Origin of the sequence: Amycolatopsis sp. NBC_00355, assembly GCF_036104975.1 — a bacterium.
Classification (GTDB): Bacteria; Actinomycetota; Actinomycetes; order Mycobacteriales; family Pseudonocardiaceae; genus Amycolatopsis.
On record NZ_CP107982.1, the window covers coordinates 1327574 to 1349359 of the forward strand.

Consider the following 21786-nt stretch of genomic DNA (forward strand, 5'->3'; position numbering starts at 1 on the left):
CAACTTCTCTGTTCGGTAGCACTCTGGGCGCATGTTCTCCGTGGCGGTGATCGAAGACCCGGCGGCGGCCGAGGTGTCGCTGGACCCCATCCGGGCCCGGCTCTTGGCCGAGCTGGCGGAACCCGCGTCCGCGACGATGCTGGCCGGCCGGGTGGACCTGCCGCGCCAGAAGGTCAACTACCACCTGCGGGCGCTGGAAGCGCACGGCCTGGTGGAGCTGGTCGAGGAGCGGCGGAAGGGCAACGTCACCGAGCGGATGATGCGGGCGACGGCGTCGTCGTACGTCATCTCGCCGGCGGCGCTGGGCGCGGTGCAGCCGGACCCGGCCCGGTCGCCGGACCGGCTCTCGGCCCGCTGGCTGCTCGCGGTGGCCGGACGGCTGGTGCGCGACGTCGGCTTGCTCATCACCGGCGCGGCCAAGGCGAACCAGCGTGTGGCCACCTTCGCGCTCGACGGCGAGGTGCGGTTCGCGTCGCCGGCCGACCGGGCCGCGTTCGCCGAGGAGCTGGCGACGGCCGTCACCACGCTGGTGGGGAAGTACCACGACGAGACGGCCGCAAAGGGCCGCAAGCACCGGGTGATCGTCGCCGTCCACCCGAGCGTCCCGGAAGGATCCTGACGTGGGGCACGAATTCGAGCTGACCGACGCCGCCGAGGTCGACGCGACGCCGGAACAGCTGTGGGAGGCCATCGCGACCGGCCCGGGCATCGACTCGTGGTTCATGGGCCGCAACGAGGTCGAGGGCGGCACGGGCGGCGTGATCCGCGGCACTTTCGGCGGTTACCGGCCGGAATTCGGGATCCGCGAGTGGGAGCCGCTCGAGCGGCTGGTCTACGGCACCGACGCCGCGCCGGACGGCCGTCGCATCGCCTACGAGTTCCTCATCGAGGGCCGCGAAGGCGGCAGTTCGGTGATCCGGTGCGTCACGAGCGGCTTCCTGCCCGGCGACGACTGGGAGGACGAGTTCGAGGCGATGACCACGGGGGGCGCGCTGTTCTTCCGCACGCTGGTCGAATACGTCACGCACTTCGCCGGCCGCGCGGCGGTGCCGGTCACCGCGTTCGGCCCGCCGGTGGGGGACTGGGACACGGCCTGGGCGACGCTGGGCGCGGCGCTGGGGCTGTCCGCGCGGCCCATGACCGGCGACCGGGTGCGGCTGGAGCCGGACGGCCGGGAGCCGGTCGAGGGTGTCGTCTACGCGGTGAACGACCAGTCCGTCGGCATCCGCGTGCCCGACGCCATGATCCGGTTCATCCGGGGCTTCCACGGCCCGATGGTCGCGGCCCACCACGTCTTCACACCCGGCGTGGACGCCGCAGCCGAAGAAAAGGCCTGGAGCAGCTGGCTGGCTCGCGTGTTCGATTGACAATCGAGCGGTAGGCATCGAATATCGATACATGCCTCGTCTACTCGTCGCCGCCTTGCACGCCGTCGTCGCCTGCGCGTTCCTTGCGGGCCTGTACGCCCAGGTCGTGGTGATCCCCACGGCCGCGGCGGACCAGGTCGAGCTGTTCCCGCCGCTCGCGCCGCACCGGGTGCCACTGGTGACGGCCGCGATCCTGTTCGTGGCCTGCGGCCAGGCCGCGCTGCTCGGCCTCGGCCTGCTGCTGCGCCGGGCGAGCCGCGGCACGGTCTTCCAGCCGTCGGCCCTCACCGGGGCGAACGTCGTGGTCGGCGCGACCGCGGCCGCGACGGTGGTCACCGCCGGCGTCTTCGCCTACGTGACCCTCGCCGACATCCCGTCGCCCACGGACGGAATGGACGTCATCGGCCTCTGGCTCGGCACGGCCGCCGCGGTGGCGGTGGGGGCGGCGGCGGTGCTGCTCCTCTTCGCCGGCCGGCACCTGCTGGTCAAGGCGATCGGCCTGCGCACGGAACTGGACGGTGTGGTCTGAGCCGCCCGCAAGTCCGTGAAGGCCTCCTTGAGGGACTCTGAGTCCCTCAAGGAGGCCTTCACGGACCGGGGGAAATGCTCGGGTACCGGGTGCGTCCACCCGGGGGGTGGTCAGGTGGGCAGGCCGCCGGGCAGGGATTCCGCCGTCTTCTTGCGGCGCAGCCAGACCCTGCGGGTGCCGTCGGCGTAGAGCCGGACGTTCCGCAGTTCCCAGCCCGCGAACTCCGCGTGGATGGAGAGCTGGATCGCCGCCGCACGCCGGGACACGCCCGGGGGAAGGTGCAGACGGCGGTACTCCCAATCCCCTTCGACCACCGCCTCGCTGACCGTCGTCATGGCTGGATCACCTGGGTCCCTTCTCCGGCGGCGGAGCCGATGATCACCCGGCCGCTCTGGTCGTCGACCCCCACCGAGTCCGGCTGGCGGATGGTGGGGAACCGGAACTTCTCGACTGGTTCGCCGCCGCGGACGTCGAACCCGACCACTTCGTTGCGTTCCGTCAGCGTCACCCAGGCCAGGCTCCGCTTCGCGTCGTAGGCGATCCCGTACGCGCCACCCGGCACCGGGTAGCGCTGCCGCATGATCAGCGGCGACGCCGAGAAGGCGATCAGCGCGCCCGCCCGTGCGTCGGTCACCAGGATCCGGCCGTAGGAGTCCGCGACGGCGTTCGCGGCGCCGTCACCGGCCCGCAGGCCTTCGTTGATCTTCCCGCCGGCGACGTCCACGGAGAACACCGCCGTGCGAAGCCGGTCCAGCACCACGACGCCGTCCCCGGCGGCCAGGACGTCGTCGGCGCTGTAGAGCTGCCCGCCGATCGTCCGCGCCGGACCGCTCGCCGGCAGCACCTGGATGTCCTTCGCCGCCCCCATCGAGACCAGCCGGTCGGCGCCGTAGGCGATGCTCGACGTCGGCTGCCCGCCCGTCTTCGTCTCCGAGAGCTTCCGGTCCGGCAAGGACAGCTGCTGCACCACACCCTGAGCCGGCTCCGCGATCTCCACCCGCCCCGGCGCCACGGTCAACCGCGAAGCTGTGCCGTATAACGCCATATTCACCGGCGGGGACGCGAGCGCGTTCAGGTCGTAAAGCTGCAAAGACGGCTGCTGAGCGAGAGCCACGACGAGCGTCGACCCCGAGACGGCCACGGCCGAGACGGCCGCGCCCGGCAGGACCTGGCCGGCGGGCTTCACGGTGACTGCGGGGGAGACGGCGGCGGTGGCCGCCACCGGGTTCGCGACGATCTGCAGGTCGTCGCTGTCCGACTTGGCCGAGGAGCAGCCCGAGAGCACCAGGACACCGGCGAGCGGGATCGCGATCCGCGACGCGGCGGTGAGCCGACGCACGTTGGGGCCTCCGGTTTTTCCTCGGCGGGTGGTGCTCACCAGCATCCTCCACGATCGTTCTGCCGTCACGTGCATGTCACCCAACAGACACCTGCCGTGGTGTCGATCACGGTGTCGATCATCGGGGCCAGCGTTCCGGGTAGCCGACGTCGATCGCGCTGACGTCGTCGAGCGCCGACCGGATGGCGGGCGGGAGGGTGATCGCCTCCGCCGTCAGCGAGCCCGTGAGCTGGCCGGTGTCGCGGGCGCCGACGACCGGGGCGACCACGCCGGGCCGGTCGCGGACCCAGGCCAGGGCGACGGCGAGCGGGGACGTCCCGAGCCCGTCGGCGGCGGTGGCGACCGCCTGCACGATCCGGGCGGCCCGGTCGGTGCGGTGGTGCTCGACGTACCCGGCGAACACGCTGGAGGCGCCGCGGGAGTCGGCCGGGGTGCCGGTGCGGTACTTGCCGGTCAGCACGCCGCGCCCGAGCGGCGCCCAGGGGAGCAGCCCGATGCCGTGGTGCTCGGCGGCGGGCACGACCTCGCGGTCCACGCCGCGTTCCAGCAGGGAGTACTCGACCTGGGTGGACACGAGCGGCGCAACCGCTGCGGCGCCGGCGGCGGCCGTGGCCAGCTGCCAGCCGGAGTAGTTGGAGACGCCGACGTAGCGGGCTTTGCCGCTGTTGACGGCGTACTCGAGCGCGGCGAGGGTTTCGGCGACCGGCACGGTGGTGTCCCACGCGTGCAGCTGCCAGAGGTCGACGTGGTCGGTGCCGAGGCGCTTCAGCGAGCCGTCGAGGGCCGAGAGCAGCGCGCCGCGGGAGGCGCCGCCGCCGAACGGGCCGTCGGTGCGCCGGGCGACCGCCTTCGTCGCGAGGACGACGTCGTCGCGCGGGACGAGATCACCCAGAAGTGAGCCGAGCACCCGTTCGGCTTCGCCCTCGCCGTAGATGTCGGCGGTGTCCACCAGGGTGCCCCCGGCGTCGACGAAGGCGACCAGCTGGCTCGCCGCTTCCTCCGCGTCGGTGTCGCCACCCCAGGTCATGGTGCCGAGCGCCATCCGCGAGACGCGCAGTCCCGAGCGGCCCAGCTGTCGCTTTTCCACGACCGCCGAGCCTAGTGGGCCGCCCCGCTTCGACCTGACCAAGGTGAGTCGTGTCGCCCACAAGGGCCCCCGTTAGGGTCTGGCCCCGTGCGACTCGGACTGAATCTCGGCTACTGGGGAGCGGGGAACGACCCCGCGAACCTGGCCCTGGCGAAACAAGCGGACGAACTGGGCTACGCCGTCGTGTGGGCGGCGGAGGCCTACGGCTCGGACGCGGTGACGGTGCTCTCGTGGATCGCGGCGCAGACGTCGCGGATCGACGTCGGCGCCGCGGTGCTGCAGATCCCGGCCCGGACCCCGGCGATGACCGCGATGACGGCCGCGACGCTCGACACGCTGTCGGGCGGCCGGTTCCGGCTCGGCCTCGGCGTCTCCGGCCCGCAGGTGTCCGAGGGCTGGCACGGCGTGCGGTTCGCGTCGCCGCTGGGCCGCACCCGCGAGTACGCCGGGATCGTGCGCAAGGCGCTGCGGCGCGAGCGGCTGGAGTACGCGGGGGAGCACTTCACGCTCCCGCTGCCGGACGGCCCCGGCAAGGCGCTGCGGCTGACCGTCCGTCCGGCGCGCAGGCACATCCCGCTGTACCTGGCCGCGATCGGGCCGAAGAACCTGGCGCTGACCGGCGAGCTCGCCGACGGCTGGCTGCCGGTGTTCTTCTCGCCCGCCCACGCGGGTGAGCAGCTCGCGCAGATCCGGGCCGGCGCCGACGCGGCCGGGCGGTCGATGGACGGCTTCGACGTCGTCCCGACCGTGCCCCTGGTCGTCGGCGACGACTGGCGGGCCTGCGCGGACGCCGTCCGCGGGTACGCGGCGCTCTACCTCGGCGGCATGGGCAGCCGGGAGAAGAACTTCTACAACCAGCTGGCTTGCCGGATGGGCTTCGCAGCCGAAGCCGCCGAGGTGCAGGAGAAGTACCTGGCCCGCGACCGGGCGGGGGCGATGGCGGCGGTGCCGCTGGAGTTCCTCGACGCGACGTCGCTGCTGGGACCCAAGGAACGGATCGCGGAGAAGATGACCCAATTCGCCGAAGCCGGCGTGACGACCCTGTCGGTGTCGCCGTTCAGCCCCGACCCGGCAGCCGCGCTGACCACGGCCGTCGAGGCCCTGGACCTGGCGGGGGTGGCCTGACGTGGGATGGTTCGAGTCGCTTGTCCTGGGCCTGGTCCAGGGGCTGACGGAGTTCCTGCCGATCTCCTCGAGCGCGCACCTGCGGATCGTCGCGGCGCTCGTGGGCTGGGACGACCCGGGCGCGGCGTTCACCGCCGTCACCCAGATCGGCACCGAGCTCGCGGTGATCCTCTACTTCGGCAAGAAGATCGGGAAGATCCTGCAGGCCTGGTTCTTCTCGCTGTACAAACCGGACTGGCGGCAGGACCCGGACGCCCGGCTGGGCTGGCTGATCATCGTCGGCTCGCTGCCGATCGTCGTGCTCGGCCTGCTGCTGCAGGACGCCATCGACAGCGCGTTCCGCGACCTGCGGATCACCGCGACCGTGCTGATCGTGTTCGGCCTGATCCTGCTGGTCGCCGACCGGATCGGGAAGCAGGAGCGCGGCCTGGACGACCTGACCGTGCCGCACGGCCTCGGCTTCGGCTTCGCCCAGGCGCTGGCGCTGATCCCCGGCGTGTCCCGTTCGGGTGGCACGACCAGCGCGGGCCTGCTGATGGGCTACACCCGCGCCGAGGCGGCGGAGTACTCGTTCCTGCTGGCGCTGCCCGCGGTGTTCGGCTCGGGGGTGTACAAGCTCAAGGACATCGGCTCGGGCGGCGTGCCGGCCCAGTGGGGCCCGACGATCCTGGCCACCCTGGTCGCCTTCGGCGTGGGGTACGCGGTGATCGCCTGGCTGATGGCCTACATCAAGAAGCGCAGCTTCGTGCCGTTCGTGATCTACCGCCTAGTCCTGGGCGTGCTGCTGTTCGTGCTCATCTTCACCGGCGCCCTCGACCCGAACGCGGGCCCGGTCGGCGGCTGATCGTCGCGGGTCACCCCGCGTTGCCGCCCCGGCTCCGCCTGGCACGGCCGACACACCACAGTCCGTGCGCGTGTTGGCTGTTCCCGTCAGCGTGTTGGCCGTTGCGGGACGGTGTGGGTGGCTCCGCGATGGCCAACTCACGGCCTGGAACGGCCAACACGCCGGCAACTCTGCCGTCTGGAGGGCTGTCGCCGCGGGCCCGGTCGGCGGCTGATCGACGCGGGTCACCCTACGTTGCCGCCCAGCAGCCGGGCGGGTGATCGGCGGCAACGTAGGGTGGGTCCTGTGAGTACGGTCATTCTGGTCAGGCACGGCAAGTCGACGGCCAACGGATCCGGCATCCTGGCCGGCCGGTCCCCGAAGGTGAATCTCGACGACACGGGCCGGGCCCAGGCGGAGAAGCTCGTCGAACGCCTCGACGGCGTCCCCCTGGCCGGCGTGGTCGTCTCGCCGATGCTGCGGTGCAAGCAGACCGTCGCGCCGCTGCTGGCGGCGCGGGGGATCGGGAAGACCGTCGAGGCCGGACTGTCCGAAGTGGACTACGGCGACTGGACCGGCAAGGAGCTCAAGCACCTGGCCAAGGAACCGCTCTGGCGCGTCGTGCAGGCGCACGCGTCCGCCGCGGTGTTCCCGGGCGGGGAGGGGCTCGCGCAGATGCAGGCCCGCTCGGTCGCCGCCGTCCGCGCGCACGACCGGCGGATCGCCGCCGAGCACGGCGACCACGCCGTCTGGCTGCTGTGCAGCCACGGCGACGTGATCAAGTCGATCATCGCCGACGCCCTCGGCCAGCACCTCGACGCCTTCCAGCGGATCGTCGTCGACCCCTCGTCGATCTCCGTCGTGCGGTACACCGAGACCCGGCCGTTCGTCCTGCGGGTCAACGACCACAGCAACGACCTCGGCGGCATCGTGCCGCCGGAGCCGAAGCCCGCGAAACGGGGCAAAAAGGCCGCGAAGGACGCCGCGAGCAGCGACGCGGTGGTCGGCGGTACCACCGGCAGGTGACCGGGGCCACCTACGGAAAGCGCTGACATCGTCACCGGGGGAGCCCGTAGGGTGGCGGGACCGAGTGTTTTCCCCGACCAGGAGCCTGCCCCGATGATTTCGCCGGACAATCCGTTCGCCGCACCCAGCGAGCTGCCCTACGCCCTGCCGCCCTTCGACCGGATCTCCGACGAGCACTACCGGCCCGCGTTCGAGGCGGGCCTGGCCGAGCACGCCGCGGAGATCGAGCAGATCGCCGCGCAGGACGCCGAGCCGACGTTCGAGAACACCATCGTGGCCCTCGAACGCGCGGGCGAGCTGCTCGGCCGCGTGGCGAGCGTGTTCTACAACCTGGCCGGCTCCAACAGTACCGACGAGATCCAGGCCATCCAGGCGGAGTTCGCGCCGAAGCTGGCCGCCCACCACGACGCGCTCCACCTCAACCCACGGCTGTTCGCCCGCATCGACGCGCTTCACGGACAGCGTGCAGAACTGGGGCTGGACGAGGAGTCGCTGCGGCTGCTGGAACGCCGGCACACCGACTTCAGCCGCGCCGGCGCCGGGCTCGGCGACGCCGAACAGGCCCGCCTGCGCGAGCTCAACGGGCAGCTCTCGACGCTGCAGACCAAGTTCCAGCAGAACCTGCTCAAGGACACCAACGAGCTGGCCGTCGTCATCGACGACCGCGCCGAGCTGGCCGGGTTCGGCGACGGTGCGATCGCCACCGCGGCCGAGGCGGCGACCGCCCGCGGCGAAACCGGCAAGTACGTCATCAACCTGACCCTGCCGACCAGCCAGGCCTCGCCGCTGGAGACGCTCAGCGACCGTGACGTGCGCGAGCGGATCCACACCGCGTCGATGGCACGGGGCAACCGCGGCAACGACCAGGACAACAACGCCGTCGTCGCCGAGATCGCGCACCTGCGCGCCGAACGCGCCACACTGCTGGGCTACCCGGACCACGCCTCGTACATCATCGCGGACGAAACGGCGAAGACCGCCGAAGCCGCCGCCGGGCTCCTCGAGCGGCTGGCCCCGGCCGCCGTCGCCAACGCCCGCACCGAAGCCGCGGAACTGCAGGCACTGCTGGAGGCCGACGTCCCGGGCGCGAAGCTGCGGCCGTCGGACTGGCCGTACTACGCCGCCCAGGTCCGCCGCGAACGCTTCGACGTCGACACCGAGGGCCTGCGCCCGTACTTCGAGGCCGACCGGGTGTACCTCGACGGCGTCTTCTACGCCGCGAGCAAGCTGTACGGCCTGACCTTCGCCGAGCGCCACGACCTGCCCGTCTACCACCCGGAGGTCCGGACTTTCGAGGTCTTCGACACCGACGGCACCGCGCTCGGGCTGTACCTGCTCGACCTCTACACCCGCGACGCCAAACGCGGCGGCGCCTGGATGAACACCTTCGTCGACCAGTCCGACCTGCTCGGCGACCGCACGGTCGTGGTGAACGTGCTCAACGTCAACAAGCCGCCGGCGGGGGAGCCCACCCTGCTGACCTTCGACGAGGTCGTCACCGCGTTCCACGAGTTCGGCCACGCGCTCCACGCGCTGCTCTCGGCCGTGCGCTACCCGACGTTCTCCGGCACCAACGTGCCGCGCGACTTCGTCGAGTACCCGTCCCAGGTCAACGAGATGTGGATGCTGTGGCCCGAGGTCCTGGCCCACTACGCCAAGCACCACGTCACCGGCGAGCCGCTGCCCGCCGAGCAGGTCGAGAAGCTCCTCGCCGCCCAGCAATACGGCGAAGGCTTCTCCACCACCGAATACCTGGCGGCATCCCTGCTCGACCAGGCCTGGCACGGCCTCGGCGTCGACGACCACGTGGCCGAGGTGCAGCGATTCGAGACCGACGCCCTCGTGAAAGCCGGCGTCGCCCTCGAAAGCGTCCCCCCGCGCTACCGCACCACGTACTTCGCCCACGTCTTCAGCGGCGGCTACAGCGCCGGGTACTACTCCTACATCTGGAGCGAAGTCCTCGACGCCGACACCGTCCAGTGGTTCCGGGAGAGCGGCGGCCTGACCCGCGACAACGGCGACCACTTCCGCCGCACCCTGCTGGGGAAGGGGGGCAGCGTCGACCCGATGGACGCCTTCCGCGCCTTCCGCGGCCGCGACCCCGAGATCGAACCCCTCCTCACCCGCCGCGGCATCAACGGCGTCTGACCAACCCTGCTGGACCCGGACCACCACCCGGGTCCAGCAGCACCTTCAAGTGTATAACGTCCTATACGCCGGGGCTTTCTTTAAAAATCCGTCGACGGATTCAGCTCTCAAGACCGGCAAAGAGCGAGGGGATCAGGCCGTCGCCTGTTCGCGGACGACGATGTGGTCGATGAATCCGTAGGCGAGGGCTTCGTCCGCGTCGAACCAGCGGTCCCGGTCGGCGTCGGCGGTGATGCGGTCGACGCTCTGCCCGGTCTGCTGCGCGGTGAGCTCGGCCATGCGGCGCTTCATCTTCCCGAACACCTCGGCCTGGATGGCGATGTCGGTGGCGGCGCCGCTGATGCCGGCCGAGGGCTGGTGCATCACGATCCGCGTGTTGGGCAGCAGGTAGCGCTTCCCGGGGGTGCCGGAGGACAGCAGGAACTGGCCCATGGACGCGACGAAGCCGAGGCCCCAGGTCGAGACGTCCGGTTTGACGAGCTGCATGGTGTCGTAGATGGCCATGCCGGCGGTGACGGAGCCGCCGGGTGAGTTGATGTAGAAGGTGATGTCCTTGTCCGGGTCGTCGGCGGCGAGCAGGAGCAGCTGGGCGACGATCCGGTTGGCGACGTCGTCGGTGACTTCGGTGCCGAGGAAGACGATGCGGTCGCGCAGGAGCTGCTCGTTGACGGAGTCGGTGAAGGTCTGGCCGGGTGTCTGCATGTCGGGTACGGCGAGAAGGGTCATGGGCCCGACCGTAGGGTGCTGGGGGTGTGACGGTGATCGTCGTTCGCTGTGGGCGTGGAAGTTTCGCTCCGGGCGATCACCGGGGATGGGGGTGCGCGATGGTGTCGATCGAAGAGTTCGCGGTGCCGGGCAAGGGGCCGTACGGGATCGTGACCGGGTCCGATGGGGCGTTGTGGTTCACGCTGGTCCACAGCGGACAGATCGGCCGGCTGAGCGCTGCCGGTGAGGTGACGACGTTCCAGCTGGACCCGGCGACGACCGGGCCGACGGTGATCACGCCGGGGCCGGACGGCGCGTTGTGGTTCACGGAGTACCAGGGGAACCGGATCGGGCGGGTCACGACCGAGGGGGCGGTGTCGTCGTTCGCGGTGCCGACGCCGTACGGCATCACGGCGGGGCCGGACGGGGCGTTGTGGTTCACCGAGATCAACGCCGATCGGGTCGGCCGGATCACGGTGGACGGGGTGGTGACGGAGTTTCCGCTGCCGGTTTCGGGTGCGTTCCCCTCCATGATCGTCCCGGGTTCCGACGGGGCGTTGTGGTTCACCTTGAACCAGGCGAACGCCGTCGGCCGGATCACGACGTCCGGTGCGGTTTCGGTGTACCCGTTGCCGACGGAGGCTGCGGCGCCGGTGGGTATCACGGCCGGGCCGGATGGTGCGTTGTGGTTCGTGGAGATCGGGGCGGGTCAGGTCGGGCGGATCGACATCGGCGGGACGGTTGCCGAGTTCCCGTTGCCGGACCGCGGGTCGCGGCCGCACGCGATCGTGGCGGGCCCGGACGGGGCCTGCTGGTTCACGGTGTGGGGTGGTAACCGGATCGGGCGGATCACGGTGGACGGTGTGATCACCGAGGTGGAGCTGCCGACGCCGGGGTCGGAGCCGCACGGGATCGCGGTGGGGCCGGACGGTGCACTGTGGACGGCGCTGGAGATCGGGAAGCTGGCGCGGATCTCGTTCTGACGCGGAAGGGGCCGCTGTCCACATCGGACGGCGGCCCCTTCGCTGCGGTGACGCGGCTCAGATGAGGCCGAGCTTCTGCACGGTGTCGCGCTCTTCGACGAGCTCCGCGACGGAGGCGTCGATGCGGGCGCGGGAGAAGTCGTCGATCTCGAGGCCCTGGACGATCTGGTACTGGCCGTTCTCGGCGGTGACCGGGAAGGACGAGATGATGCCCTCGGGGACGCCGTAGGAGCCGTCGGAGACGACGGCGGCGGAGGTCCAGTCGCCGTCGTTGGTGCCGTTGACCCAGGTGTAGACGTGGTCGATGGCGGCGGACGCGGCCGAGGCGGCCGAGGAGAGGCCGCGGGCTTCGATGATCGCCGCGCCGCGCTTGGCGACGGTGGGGATGAAGTCGCTCTCGAGCCAGGCCTGGTCGAGGTCGACGGTCTTGCCGTTGACCTCGGCGTGCTGGACCGAGGGGTACTGGGTGGCGGAGTGGTTGCCCCAGATGGCGAGCTTCTTGATGTCGGTGACGGAGACGCCGAGCTTCTTGGAGAGCTGGGCGAGTGCGCGGTTGTGGTCGAGGCGGGTCATCGCGGTGAAGCGGTTGGCCGGCACGTCGGGGGCGTGCGACTGGGCGATGAGGGCGTTGGTGTTGGCGGGGTTGCCGACGACGAGGACCTTGATGTCGGAGGCGGCGCCGGCGTTGATGGCTTCGCCCTGGGGCTTGAAGATGCCGCCGTTGGCCTCGAGGAGGTCGCCGCGTTCCATGCCCTTGCTGCGGGGGCGGGCGCCGACGAGGAGGGCGATGTTGGTGCCTTCGAAGGCCTGCTTGGGGTCGTCGAAGATGTCGATGCCGGCCAGGAGCGGGAAGGCGCCGTCGTCGAGCTCCATGGCGGTGCCCTCGGCCGCCTTGACCGCCTGCGGGATCTCGAGGAGCCGCAGCTTCACCGGGACGTCCTGGCCGAGGAGCTGACCGGACGCGATGCGGAAGAGCAGCGCGTAGCCGATCTGGCCGGCGGCGCCGGTGACGGTCACGTTGACAGGGGCTTGGGTCATTGCGGTACTCCAGCTTGAGACGACTTTGGCTAGTGGTTGGAGCCTATCCCTCTCCGTGGTCGCCGTCCGGGTGCGTCCAGTCACTCTCGCTGGATCGATTCACTGTGCGGGTTCGTCGGTGACGTTGGCGGCGAGGCGCTGGAGGAGGCTTGCGAGGAGGGTGATTTCGTCGTCGGTGAAGCCGGTGCGGAGTTTTTTGTCGTGGGCGATGGCGGCGGTGGCGAGCTGGTGGAAGAGCTGTTCGCCGTGCTCGGTGAGTTCGACGACGTGGATGCGGCGGTTGTCGGGGTCGCGGCGGCGGGTGACGAGGCCGGTGGTTTCCATGCCGTTGAGGTGGTGGGTGAGGGTGGCGCCTTGGATGCCGACGGCGTCGGCGAGTTCGCGCTGGTTGGCGACGGGCCGGGTTTTGAGGGAGATGAGGATCTGCCAGATGGGCTGGGAGCTGCCGGCGGCGGTGAGGGCGTGGTCGAAGGCGCGGCTGGCGGTTTTGGCGGTGCGGGCGAGGACGACGCCGATGGGGGCGGTGGTGGGTGGTGGCACGGGGTGACCGTATCGCAGAGGGCGAGAAGTCTAAGCGTTTGACATCGAACGGTTAGACTTCTAACGTTTGTCCCGTCCAGTCACTGTCCAGTGGGAGCGGGATCATGAGCAGCGTCGAAGAGCAGGTCAAGGCCGTGGGGCGCCGGTGGGCGGACGCCGAGGTGCGTGGGGACGCCGACGCGCTGGGCGCGTTGGTGACCGAGGGGTTCCGGCTGGTCGGGCCGGTCGGGTTCGTGCTGGAGCGGCCGCAGTGGCTGGCGCGGTACGGCACCGGCGACCTGGTCACGAAGACGCTCGACTGGCGTGAGGTCGAGGTGCGGGAGTTCGGGGACACCGCGATCGCGATCGGCGTCCACGAGCAGACCGCGTCGTTCAAGGGCGCGCCGGCGGACGGGACGTTCCGCGCCACGCACGTCCTGGTCCGCGAAGGCGGCGAGTGGCGGCTGGCCGGGATCCACCTCAGCGCGATCGGCGGCCCGCTGCCGTTCACGCCGGGAGCGGCGTGATGAGCGCGGAGCTGAACCACACCATCGTGTGGGGGCGGTTCCCGGCCGGGGCGTCTGCTTCGCCGACCCGGACGGGCGCAACCAACCTGCTCACGCGGGCCTGAGGGGAGAAGTCATGCGGTTCAGCATCGGGATCACGGACTTTTCGTGGCCGGACAAGCTCGCCGGGGAGCTGGCGGAGGTGACCGTGGCCGCGGAGGACGCCGGCCTGGACACGGTGTGGGTGGCGGATCACCTGCTGCAGGCCGATCCGCGCAGCACCGCGGATGCGGCGATGCTCGAGGCGTACACGACCTTGGGGTTCCTGGCCGCGCGGACCAGCAGGGTCGGCCTGGGGACGATGGTGTCGGCGGTGACGTTCCGCCCGCCCGCGCTGCTGATCAAGGCGGTGTCCACGCTGGACGTGCTGTCCGGCGGGCGGGCGGGCGCGGTTCGGGATCGGCGCCGGGCACCACGACGGCGAGGCGCGGGCGATGGGCCTGCCGTTCCCGCCGGCGGGGGAACGGTTCGAGCGGCTGGAGGAGACCCTCCGGCTGGCGTTCCGGATGTGGGACGGGGACGAGTCGCCGTTCGAGGGGGCGCACTACCGGCTGGAGCACCCGATCGGGAACCCGCGGCCGGCGCGGCGTCCGAAGGTGCTGATCGGCGGCGCGGGGGAGCGGAAGACGCTCCGGCTGGTCGCGCGGTACGCCGACGCGTGCAACGTCTTCGACGTCCCGGACGGCGGTCGCACGGTCCGGCACAAGCTGGCCGTCCTGGCGCGCCACTGCGACGACGTCGGGCGGCCGTACGGGGAGATCGAGAAGACCATCAGCACACGGCTCTCGCCCGGCGAGTCCGCGGCGTCGTTCGCGCACCGGTGCGCGGAATTCGGTGCGTGGGGCATCGAGCACGCGGTCGTCATCTCGGCCGGCCCGTGGTCGGTGGCGGGGGTCGGGACGCTCGGGCGGGCCGCGGCCTTACTGGACTGACCGGACGTCGTGGGGGTGATCGTTCCGCGGAACGGTGATCCACCGGCGCGAAATCGTTTTCCTGATACGTTTTCGTTCGCCGGGTATTAAATAGGTTCGGTCGGCGGCGGAACGTGCGCCATTCAGGTGTACCCGGGTGACTACGGCGCGTTACTCCGTTCAGCGGGGTTTCGATCCATGATCCTTTCGCTACCATGGTCGACGCCCCCATCCCCAATCGGAATGTATTGGGAAGGAATCTGATGCTTTCTGCGGTCGTTGCTGCCGTGATGGCGTTGTCCTCCGTGGTATCGCCCCATTCCTGGAACAATCCGCCGCCGCCCGACAAAATCGTCATCGACGTCGTGAACGCCAACGGCACAGGCTGCCCGATCGGCACGTCCGCGGTGGCGGTCTCGCAGGACAACACGGCGTTCACCGTGACCTACAGCGCCTACACGGCGTTGGTGGGTGTCGGCGCCGGCCCGCTGGACGCGAGGAAGAACTGCCAGATCGGCCTGCGGGTGCACGTGCCGCAGGGGTTCACCTACGGAATCGCGCAGGCCGACTACCGCGGATTCACGCACCTGGAACGCGGCGCGACCGGCCTGGAACGCGCGAACTACTATTTCCAGGGGAATTCCCCGACGGCCTACATCCAGCATCCGCTGACGGGTCCGTTCGAGGACGATTGGCATTTCACGGATTCGACCGAGGTCGGTGCGATCGTGTTCAAGCCGTGCGGTGAGGAACGCAATTTGAACATCAACACGGAATTGCGTGCGGCGGCCGGGACGTCGGATCCGAAGAAGACGACCAGCTACGTGACGATGGACTCGACCGACGGCAGCATCACCACGACGTACCACTTCGCGTGGCTGGTCTGCCCGTAACGCCGGACGAGCGGGGTGGCGCGGTCGTCGGGGACCGCGCCACCCCGGCCGTCATTTCGCCGGGACGCGGGGATCGGTGGCCTCGACGTGGAAGACGCGGCCGAGGGAGACGAGGCCTTCGTCGAGGTGGCTGAGGCTGGAGAGGACGGCGCGGGTCTCGGCCTGCTCGACACGGTCGGAGACCGGGGTGCCGTCGTCGCGCACGAGCGTGCCGGGGGTGGCGCCACCCGGGGAGTCGAGGGCCTTGCGCAGGACGTCGATGTTGGCCAGCAGCCGGCCGGTGAACAGCCGGAGCCGGTCGACGTCGCCGCCGGCGAGCTGGCCGGGCTGGGCGCGCGCGGCGACGTGGCGGGCGCGGAAGGCGATGGTCTCCAGGGTGGTGAGGACGTGCCAGCCGTAGTCGCGGCGCGCGCTGCGCAGGTTGACCGGGTGGGTGAGGGGTTCGATGGTGGTGCGGACCTGCTCGACGGCGCGGTCGAGGTCGCGGGAGAGCTCGATGATGTTGACGTTCTCCTCGCCGGCGAGCAGGCCCGAGGCGTGTTCGAGGAACTCGGTGAGCTCGTCGAGGACTTCGGTGATGTTGTCGAGCATGACCGAGCGGGTGCGGACCGGGACGATCACGACCGCGGCGAGGATGCCGGCGGTGGCGCCGACCGCGGTCTCGGCGACGCGGATCCAGAGCACCTCGATGCTGAACGTGCCGAGCAGGCTGTAGAGCAGGCCGAGCATGCTGGTGATGAAGAACGCCATCACCACCTGCGACACGCGCGCGGTGTAGACCATCCCGAACACGCAGACGAGGATCAGGGCGAGCGTGGCCGGGGTGCTGCCGGCGACCAGCAGGGCGAGCAGGACGCCGCCGAAGATGCCGATCACGGTGCCGCCGAGGCGGCGCACACCCTTGACGAAGGTCGCGCCGGCGCTGGAGGCGCCGATGAAGACGACGAACACCGTGAGCACGGCCCAGTACCAGCGCTGGTGGGAGACGAGCTCACCGCCGAGCACGGCCAGGCCGCCGCCGACGACGGCCTGGATGGCGCTGCGGGTCTGGTTGTCGTAGGCGAACCTGCGGGTCGGCTCGTCGTCGTCCTCTTCGGCGTCGAGCGGGTCGGTCGAGGTCTCCGGGTCGGCGGCGCGCTGGGCGCGGTCGTCGGCCAGCGCCAGTTCGGCCAGCGCCTTGCGGACGCCGTCGCCGGGGGCGGCGTGCTCGTCGATGCGGCTGCCCTCGACGAGCATCCGGCTGTACTCGCCGGTCTGGCTGATCAGCGGCAGTTCGCGCGGGTCGCGTTCCATCAGGGCGCGGAAGCGGGCGAGCCGGGCGATGAGGTCGTCGCGGGTCCCGGCGGTCAGTTCGTCGGAGCAGGTGCGCTGGACGGTGCTGACGAGCCACTGGACGGCCAGCTCGACCTCGATGGCGCGGCGGCGCAGCCGGTCGGCGGCGCGGGCGTCGACGACGTCGGGGGCGGCGTCCTCGATGAGCAGGACGCATTCGTGGAGGCGGTTGATCGACCGGCGCAGCTGCTTGCGGGTGCGTTCGCTGCCGCCCACGGCGAGGTGGGCCTCGGCGGCGCGGACGACGGCGGCGAGGCGGGCGCGGAAGGCTCGCCGGACCCGGAGGAACTCGGCTTCGGGGTTGCGTCGCAGCAGCACGAACCGGACGAGCGCGTTGGCCAGGATCCCGACGGTCAAGGCCAGCAGGAGCTGCGGTACCTGCTTGAGGTGGGTCTGCAGGAACATCGGGAAGAAGAACAGGAAGAACCCGATGGAGCCGAGCGCGGTGCCGCGCGGGCCGAAGCGCTGGGCGTAGACCGCGACGAAGATCAGCAGGACGAAGACGACGGTGTCGAGTGGTGGCAGGACCGCGCCGAGGCTGGCGACGGTGATCGACGCGGCGCCGGTGAGGAACGCGAGGGCCAGGGTGCCGGCTTGGCCGCCGGGGGTGGCGTCGTTGACCGTGAACGCCGTCATCATCGCGGCGATCGCGCCCACCAGCATCACCGTGAGCGGCAGGTGGACGGGCAGCAGCGCGCCGACGGCCAGGATGATGCCGAGGACCGCGGAGCCGGCGAGGCGCAGCCGGACCAGGCCGGGGTCGGCCGCCGCGAACCGGTCGAGCGCGGCGGTGCGGAGGTGGTTCATCGGGCGAGCAGCTCCCACTGGGCGAGGGTGGCCCGGCGGCCGTGGGCGGCGGTGATCCGCAGCCGGTAGCGCGGGTGCGCGGCCGGGGTGGCGAGGACGAACGGGCGGGTCTGGCGGCGCCAGCGGAACAGCTCGCCGGTGCGTTCGTCCAGGGTGGTCCAGTCGACGCCGTCGTCGGAGCCTTCGAGGGTCCAGGCGCTGGGGTCGCCGCCGCGGGGGCCGGAGGTGAGGGTGTACATCGTGACTTCGCGGGGGTCGCCGGTGACGGTGAACTCGACGGCGGCGGTGGCGCCGCGGAAGGTGACCTGGGTGCCGGTGGTGTCGTCGAACAGCGCGTCGACGCCGGTGCCGTCGGAGGCGGTCGCGGTCCCGGTGAGGTCGGTGCTCGGCTCCGGGTGTCCGGCCTCCGGTGGCGGGGCGCCCCAGGCCGCCGGTTCGGTGGTGAGGTCGAAGACGAGTTCGGCGCCGCCGGCGAGGGTGGCGTGCGAGATCGTGGTGGTGTCGTGCGGTTCGCCGTCGACGGTGAGGCCGCGGACGTAGACGGTCTCGTCGGTGTTGCCGGGCGCGTGGACGACGAGCTTCTTGCCGTCGCCTAGGTGCACGGTCGCCTTTTCGAACAGCGGTGAGCCGATCGCGTAGCGCGGGCTGCCCATCTGCAGCGGGTAGAAGCCCAGCGCGCTGAAGACGTACCAGGCCGACATCTCGCCGTTGTCCTCGTCGCCGGGGTAGCCCTGGCCGAGCTCGCTGCCGAGGTAGAGCCGGCGCAGCACCTCCCGCACGACGCGCTGGGTCTTCGCGGGCGCGCCGGCGTGGTTGTAGATGTAGGGGATGTGGTGCGAGGGCTGGTTGGAGTGGCCGTACTGGCCCATCCGGACGTCGCGGGCCTCGGTCATCTCGTGGATGAGACCGCCGTACGCGCCGGGGCGCTGGCCGGTCTCCGGCGTCGCGAAGAAGGTGTCGAGCTTCGCTTCGAGGCCGGCGTTGCCGCCGTGCAGCGCGGCGAGGCCGGGGCCGTCGTGCGGGGCGGTGAAGGCGGTGTTCCAGGCGTTGGTCTCGACGAAGTCGCCGCCCCACGCGGCGGGGTCGTAGCCCTCGGGGGCGAACTTGCGGCTGCCGTCGCGGTTGCGGCCCTGGAAGAAGCCGATCTCCGGGTCGAAGTGGTGGACGTAGTGCTTGGCGCGCTCGCGGAAGTAGGCGGCGTAGTCGGCGTACATCCGGGCGCGCGGCCCGTCGCTTTCCCGGGCGAGTGCGTCGGAGAGGTTGGCGAGGCCGAAGTCGTTGATGCAGCCTTCCAGCGCCCAGGAGAGTCCTTCGTGGACGGACGTCGGGGTGTAGCCGAGGAAGATCGACCGGTCGAGGCCCTTGCGGCCGACCGAGCGGTGTGGCGGGGTGACGGTGGCGTTCTTCAGCGCGGCGTCGTAGGCGGCCTCGACGTCGAAGTTCCGGACGCCCTTGAGGTAGGCGTCGGCGAACGCGACGTCGGAGCTGGTGCCGGTCATCAGGTCGGCGTAGCCGGGGGAGGACCAGCGGGAGATCCAGCCGCCTTCGCGGTACTGCTGGACGAACCCGTCGATCATCCGGCCGCAGTGGGCCGGGGTCAGCAGCGCGTAGGCAGGCCAGGTGGTGCGGTAGGTGTCCCAGAAGCCGTTGTTGACGAACATCTCGCCGTCCACGACCTTCGCGCCGGTGCGCCTGCGGGTGCTCGGCCACCGGCGGCGGATGACCGGGCTCGCGTGCCGGATCCCCTGCGGCGTGTTCTCGTGCGCGCGGTTCGGGTAGAGGAACAGCCGGTAGAGGTTCGAGTAGAGCGTGGTGCGCTGATCGTCGGTGGCGCCTTCGACCTCGATCCGGCCCAGCTGCTCCTGCCACAGCTCGCGGGCCTGCGCCCGGACCTGCTCGAACGTCGTCCCGGCGGGGATCTCCAGCTCGAGGTTGCGCTTGGCCTGGGCGAGGCTGATCAGGGACGTCGCGATCCGCAGCGTCACCTCGGGCCCGTCGAACTCGAAGTAGCCCGAGACGCGCCGCCAGGGCCGGTGGTACTTGGCGCCGCGGGTGGCCGGGGCGTCGGTCTGCGCGTAGACGAACATGCGGCGCGCGCCGGCCGAGAGGCGGCTGCGGACCCAGGTGTGGCCGGTGACGACGCCGGTGTCGGCGTTCAGGCGGAGGCCGCCGCGGTTGCCGACGTTGTCGAACAGCAGCCAGCCGTGCTTGTCGGGGAAGGTGAACTTCAGGATCGCCGCGTGGTCGGCCGGCGCGAGGTCGGCGGTCATGCCGTTGGCGAAGCGGACGCCGTAGTGGTGCGGTGAGTCGGTCTCGTCGTCGTGGGAGAAGGCGAGCGCGCGCTTGCGGCGGTCGGGCTCGACCGGGCCGGTGCCCGCCATGATGTGGAAGGTGTGCCGGTCGCCCATCCACGGGCTCGGCTGGTGGCTCAGGGCCAGCGCCTGCAGCGCCGGGCAGTTCTGCTCGTCGTTGTGGCGGTGGTAGGAGTAGATCCAGTTGGTGACACCGGCGTCGGTCACCGGGGTCCAGAAGTTGAACCCGTGCGGCACGGCCGTGGCGGGGAAGTTGTTGCCGCGGGAGTAGTCGCCGCTGGAGTGGGTGCCGCGGGTGGTGCGGACGAGGTCGGCTGGCTCGCGCGGCGCGTCGGCGCGTTCGGCGACGCGGACGTCGTCGACCCAGCCGGTGATCTCGCCTTCGGGGGACGCGGTCCGCAGCACGATCCGGGCGATCCGGCGCCCGGCGAACGCGCCCAGCGGGCGGCGGACGGGGTTCCACTGGTCCACCCAGAGCGTCTTGTCGTCCACGGGGGTGAACCCGGCCGTGGTGCCGTCGGCGAACTCGACGTCGAGGCTGACGTGGGTCGCGTGGTAGGCCGGGATCTTCCCGTCCGACCGCGGGAAGACCACATAGGACAGCTCGGTGCGGCCGGTGACGGGCGCGTCGAGTTCGAACAGGACGCTCCGGGGACGCTCGGTGTAGCGCAGGGCCCGGGCCCCGGTGAAGCCGACGCCGGTCTTGGCCGTGGGGGAGCGGTCCGGCCCGCGGTCGACCGTCAGCGCGGGGTCCGCCGGCTGCGGGTCACCGGTTTCGAACGAAGAGAAGAACACGGCGTCGGACATGTGCCCACCGTATCGGCCGAACGGCGTAGCGTGTGGCCCGGCAGACTCGACGCGGGGGGAGGGGCGAGTGAGCACGCACACCGTCCGGCACGAGGGCGCCGAACTCACCTACGACCTCCGCGGCGCGGGTCCGCTGCTGCTCCTGATCGCCGGGCTCGGCGGTGACGCCGCCCGCTACACCGGCCTCGCGGAGCACCTGTCGGACGACTACACCGTCTTGACCTACGACCGGCGGCGCACCGGGCGCAGCACAGGCCGCGACGCCGACTTCGACATGGCGCAGCAGGCCCGCGACGCGGCCGCGGTCATCCGCTCGGCCCGCCCCGCCACCGCCCGCGCGGCGGTGTTCGGCCAGGGCGGCGGCGGCTCGATCGCGTTCGAACTGGCCGCGCACCTGCCCGACGTCGTCACTGAGCTGGTCGTGCACGAAGCCCCGAGCGTGCCGCTGCTGCCCGACGCCCCGCAGCGGCTGGCGTTCGCCCGGAAGGTCCGGGCCACCTACGACCAGCGGGGCTTGTCCCCGGCCCTGGACCTGTTCGGCGCGTCCCCCGGTACCTTCGCCGAACCGGCGGCCGCCGACTACTTCCTGCGCCGGGAGTTCCTGCCGATCGCGTTGTACGCCCCGGACCTGGACGCGGTCCGCCGCACCGGCATCCCGGTGGTCACCGCCGGGGGCGCCGGCAGCCTCGACACCTGTCACGCGCGGGCCGCGCGGGCGCAGGCCGAGCACCTGGCCTGCCGGTACGTCGAGTTCCCCGGCGACCACCTCGGCTTCGTGGCCGAGCCGGGCCCGTTCGCCGACGCGCTCGCCAAGGAACTCGCCGGCCTGCGCCGGGTCTGACCTGCTCAGGCCGGGCGGCCGCCGGACTGCCAGGGGTGGACTTCGATCGCCGCGTACCGCTCGGCGGTGAGGACGGCGCGCGCGGCGTCCGGGTCCGGGGCCCGCAGCAGGACCGCCGTCCCCAGCCATGCTTCGCCGTCGTCGGACAGCAGCGGCCCGTACGCGATCAGCTCGTCGCGTTCCGGCGGGACGTCGAGGTCGGCCGGCGCCCCGGAGCCGAGGCCCAGGACCAGGTACCGGTGCCCGCCGGTGCGGCCGCCCGGGAAGTCCCCCATCGTGCGGCCCAGCGTGTTGCGCCAGCGGCGCAGCAGGACGTCCCGGTACGCCCCGGCCTGGTACCCCGGCTCGTCGAAGGCGAACGCGCGGGCCGCCGCGGGGTCCGGCAGGTCGAGGACGTGGACGCTGCCGGTGGGCGTGTCGCCGTCGAGTGTCGGGCCGCGGGCGATCATCGGGAACCGGTCCATGTAGGACCAGTGCGCCTCCCGCAGGTCCTGGCGCAGCCCGGCGGACCCGGGCCGGTCCCGGTGGTAGCAGAAGAACTCCATCTCGCCCCCTCCGAAAGCCGTGAAGGCCTCCTCGCCGGCGGTAAGAGCCGGTGAGGAGGCCTTCACGGACCTACCTCGAACCT

The 21786-nt window shown here is 71.4% G+C and carries 21 protein-coding genes and 1 pseudogene; 13 read left to right on the forward strand and 9 right to left on the reverse strand.

All coding sequences use genetic code 11. From position 1 onward, the window contains the following. Positions 1 to 31 precede the first annotated feature (31 nt). From OHS18_RS05135 to OHS18_RS05145, 3 genes are read left to right on the forward strand one after another with little or no spacing between them, the layout of a single operon-like run. Positions 32 to 619 (forward strand): ArsR/SmtB family transcription factor, encoded by a 588-nt coding sequence (locus OHS18_RS05135; protein WP_328455560.1) that lies wholly within the window; start codon positions 32 to 34, stop codon positions 617 to 619. Between the two features lies 1 nt (position 620). Beyond that, positions 621 to 1367, forward strand: coding sequence for an SRPBCC family protein (locus OHS18_RS05140; protein ID WP_328616128.1), 747 nt, complete (start codon positions 621 to 623; stop codon positions 1365 to 1367). Between the two features lie 31 nt (positions 1368 to 1398). Then, positions 1399 to 1896 carry a DUF2975 domain-containing protein gene (locus OHS18_RS05145; protein ID WP_328616129.1) on the forward strand — a complete coding sequence of 166 codons (498 nt, stop codon included), beginning with the start codon at positions 1399 to 1401 and terminating at the stop codon, positions 1894 to 1896. A 110-nt stretch (positions 1897 to 2006) separates the two neighbouring features. On the opposite strand, the gene OHS18_RS05150 is transcribed toward OHS18_RS05145, so the two are convergent. The 3 genes from OHS18_RS05150 to OHS18_RS05160 all read right to left on the reverse strand — a co-directional run bounded on the left by OHS18_RS05150 (position 2007) and on the right by OHS18_RS05160 (position 4322). Continuing rightward, positions 2007 to 2231, reverse strand: coding sequence for a DUF5703 family protein (locus tag OHS18_RS05150; protein WP_328455554.1), 225 nt, complete (start codon positions 2229 to 2231; stop codon positions 2007 to 2009). Then, the gene (locus OHS18_RS05155) at positions 2228 to 3235 is read right to left on the reverse strand and encodes a YncE family protein (protein WP_328455552.1); all 1008 of its coding nucleotides are present in this window, start codon (positions 3233 to 3235) and stop codon (positions 2228 to 2230) included. Before OHS18_RS05155 ends, OHS18_RS05150 begins: the two co-directional genes overlap by 4 nt. 118 nt (positions 3236 to 3353) lie before the next feature. Then, a complete protein-coding gene (locus OHS18_RS05160; RefSeq protein WP_328455550.1) occupies positions 3354 to 4322 on the reverse strand; it encodes an aldo/keto reductase in 969 nt (322 codons plus the stop codon). An 87-nt stretch (positions 4323 to 4409) separates the two neighbouring features. On the opposite strand from OHS18_RS05160, the gene OHS18_RS05165 reads away from it, so the two are divergent. The 4 genes from OHS18_RS05165 to OHS18_RS05180 all read left to right on the forward strand — a co-directional run bounded on the left by OHS18_RS05165 (position 4410) and on the right by OHS18_RS05180 (position 9444). Then, positions 4410 to 5447, forward strand: a complete 1038-nt coding sequence (locus OHS18_RS05165; protein ID WP_328616130.1) for an LLM class F420-dependent oxidoreductase — start codon at positions 4410 to 4412, stop codon at positions 5445 to 5447. 1 nt (position 5448) lies between these two features. After that, a complete protein-coding gene (locus OHS18_RS05170) occupies positions 5449 to 6291 on the forward strand; it encodes an undecaprenyl-diphosphate phosphatase (RefSeq protein ID WP_328455546.1) in 843 nt (280 codons plus the stop codon). Between the two features lie 285 nt (positions 6292 to 6576). Continuing rightward, positions 6577 to 7296, forward strand: coding sequence for a histidine phosphatase family protein (locus tag OHS18_RS05175; RefSeq protein WP_328455544.1), 720 nt, complete (start codon positions 6577 to 6579; stop codon positions 7294 to 7296). Between the two features lie 93 nt (positions 7297 to 7389). Continuing rightward, positions 7390 to 9444, forward strand: coding sequence for a M3 family metallopeptidase (locus tag OHS18_RS05180; RefSeq protein ID WP_328616131.1), 2055 nt, complete (start codon positions 7390 to 7392; stop codon positions 9442 to 9444). Positions 9445 to 9576: 132 nt separating this feature from the next. Here OHS18_RS05180 and OHS18_RS05185 read toward each other — a convergent pair whose 3' ends face one another. Beyond that, positions 9577 to 10146 (reverse strand): ClpP family protease, encoded by a 570-nt coding sequence (locus OHS18_RS05185; protein ID WP_442875462.1) that lies wholly within the window; start codon positions 10144 to 10146, stop codon positions 9577 to 9579. A gap of 122 nt (positions 10147 to 10268) precedes the next feature. Between OHS18_RS05185 and OHS18_RS05190 the strand changes: the two genes are divergently transcribed. Further along, the gene (locus OHS18_RS05190) at positions 10269 to 11132 is read left to right on the forward strand and encodes a Vgb family protein (RefSeq protein ID WP_328616133.1); all 864 of its coding nucleotides are present in this window, start codon (positions 10269 to 10271) and stop codon (positions 11130 to 11132) included. Between the two features lie 57 nt (positions 11133 to 11189). On the opposite strand, the gene OHS18_RS05195 is transcribed toward OHS18_RS05190, so the two are convergent. Both OHS18_RS05195 and OHS18_RS05200 read right to left on the reverse strand, forming a co-directional pair. Beyond that, positions 11190 to 12170 carry a malate dehydrogenase gene (locus OHS18_RS05195; protein ID WP_328616134.1) on the reverse strand — a complete coding sequence of 327 codons (981 nt, stop codon included), beginning with the start codon at positions 12168 to 12170 and terminating at the stop codon, positions 11190 to 11192. Positions 12171 to 12269: 99 nt separating this feature from the next. Beyond that, positions 12270 to 12710, reverse strand: coding sequence for a MarR family winged helix-turn-helix transcriptional regulator (locus OHS18_RS05200; protein WP_328455534.1), 441 nt, complete (start codon positions 12708 to 12710; stop codon positions 12270 to 12272). 104 nt (positions 12711 to 12814) lie between these two features. Between OHS18_RS05200 and OHS18_RS05205 the strand changes: the two genes are divergently transcribed. From OHS18_RS05205 to OHS18_RS05220, 4 genes and pseudogenes are all read left to right on the forward strand, one after another. After that, on the forward strand, positions 12815 to 13216 hold the full coding sequence (locus tag OHS18_RS05205) for a nuclear transport factor 2 family protein (protein ID WP_328616135.1): 402 nt from the start codon (positions 12815 to 12817) through the stop codon (positions 13214 to 13216). 115 nt (positions 13217 to 13331) lie between these two features. After that, positions 13332 to 13568 (forward strand): annotated as a pseudogene (locus OHS18_RS05210) (LLM class flavin-dependent oxidoreductase); the annotation flags it as partial. Positions 13569 to 13689: 121 nt separating this feature from the next. Continuing rightward, positions 13690 to 14187 carry an LLM class flavin-dependent oxidoreductase gene (locus tag OHS18_RS05215; RefSeq protein WP_328616136.1) on the forward strand — a complete coding sequence of 166 codons (498 nt, stop codon included), beginning with the start codon at positions 13690 to 13692 and terminating at the stop codon, positions 14185 to 14187. Positions 14188 to 14429: 242 nt separating this feature from the next. Further along, the gene (locus tag OHS18_RS05220; protein ID WP_328455530.1) at positions 14430 to 15059 is read left to right on the forward strand and encodes a DUF4360 domain-containing protein; all 630 of its coding nucleotides are present in this window, start codon (positions 14430 to 14432) and stop codon (positions 15057 to 15059) included. 51 nt (positions 15060 to 15110) lie between these two features. On the opposite strand, the gene OHS18_RS05225 is transcribed toward OHS18_RS05220, so the two are convergent. Then, positions 15111 to 17198 carry an FUSC family protein gene (locus tag OHS18_RS05225; protein ID WP_328455527.1) on the reverse strand — a complete coding sequence of 696 codons (2088 nt, stop codon included), beginning with the start codon at positions 17196 to 17198 and terminating at the stop codon, positions 15111 to 15113. Beyond that, the gene (locus OHS18_RS05230) at positions 17195 to 20317 is read right to left on the reverse strand and encodes a GH92 family glycosyl hydrolase (RefSeq protein WP_328616137.1); all 3123 of its coding nucleotides are present in this window, start codon (positions 20315 to 20317) and stop codon (positions 17195 to 17197) included. Before OHS18_RS05230 ends, OHS18_RS05225 begins: the two co-directional genes overlap by 4 nt. Before the next feature lie 67 nt (positions 20318 to 20384). On the opposite strand from OHS18_RS05230, the gene OHS18_RS05235 reads away from it, so the two are divergent. After that, complete coding sequence (locus OHS18_RS05235; RefSeq protein WP_328455523.1) at positions 20385 to 21158, forward strand: alpha/beta fold hydrolase; 774 nt, start codon at positions 20385 to 20387, stop codon at positions 21156 to 21158. Between the two features lie 5 nt (positions 21159 to 21163). Here OHS18_RS05235 and OHS18_RS05240 read toward each other — a convergent pair whose 3' ends face one another. Continuing rightward, entirely contained in the window at positions 21164 to 21703 is a 540-nt protein-coding gene (locus tag OHS18_RS05240) for a YciI family protein (protein ID WP_328616138.1), read from the reverse strand. Between the last annotated feature and the right edge of the window lie 83 nt (positions 21704 to 21786).

Coding starts and splice junctions, on each gene's coding strand:
- OHS18_RS05135 (WP_328455560.1), top strand. CDS start 32: ATGTTCTCCGTGGCGGTGATCGAAGACCCGGCGGCGGCCGAGGTGTCG.
- OHS18_RS05145 (WP_328616129.1), top strand. CDS start 1,399: ATGCCTCGTCTACTCGTCGCCGCCTTGCACGCCGTCGTCGCCTGCGCG.
- OHS18_RS05150 (WP_328455554.1), bottom strand. CDS start 2,231: ATGACGACGGTCAGCGAGGCGGTGGTCGAAGGGGATTGGGAGTACCGC.
- OHS18_RS05180 (WP_328616131.1), top strand. CDS start 7,390: ATGATTTCGCCGGACAATCCGTTCGCCGCACCCAGCGAGCTGCCCTAC.
- OHS18_RS05185 (WP_442875462.1), bottom strand. CDS start 10,146: ATGCAGACACCCGGCCAGACCTTCACCGACTCCGTCAACGAGCAGCTC.
- OHS18_RS05190 (WP_328616133.1), top strand. CDS start 10,269: ATGGTGTCGATCGAAGAGTTCGCGGTGCCGGGCAAGGGGCCGTACGGG.
- OHS18_RS05195 (WP_328616134.1), bottom strand. CDS start 12,170: ATGACCCAAGCCCCTGTCAACGTGACCGTCACCGGCGCCGCCGGCCAG.
- OHS18_RS05205 (WP_328616135.1), top strand. CDS start 12,815: ATGAGCAGCGTCGAAGAGCAGGTCAAGGCCGTGGGGCGCCGGTGGGCG.
- OHS18_RS05215 (WP_328616136.1), top strand. CDS start 13,690: ATGGGCCTGCCGTTCCCGCCGGCGGGGGAACGGTTCGAGCGGCTGGAG.
- OHS18_RS05220 (WP_328455530.1), top strand. CDS start 14,430: ATGCTTTCTGCGGTCGTTGCTGCCGTGATGGCGTTGTCCTCCGTGGTA.
- OHS18_RS05225 (WP_328455527.1), bottom strand. CDS start 17,198: ATGAACCACCTCCGCACCGCCGCGCTCGACCGGTTCGCGGCGGCCGAC.
- OHS18_RS05230 (WP_328616137.1), bottom strand. CDS start 20,317: ATGTCCGACGCCGTGTTCTTCTCTTCGTTCGAAACCGGTGACCCGCAG.
- OHS18_RS05240 (WP_328616138.1), bottom strand. CDS start 21,703: ATGGAGTTCTTCTGCTACCACCGGGACCGGCCCGGGTCCGCCGGGCTG.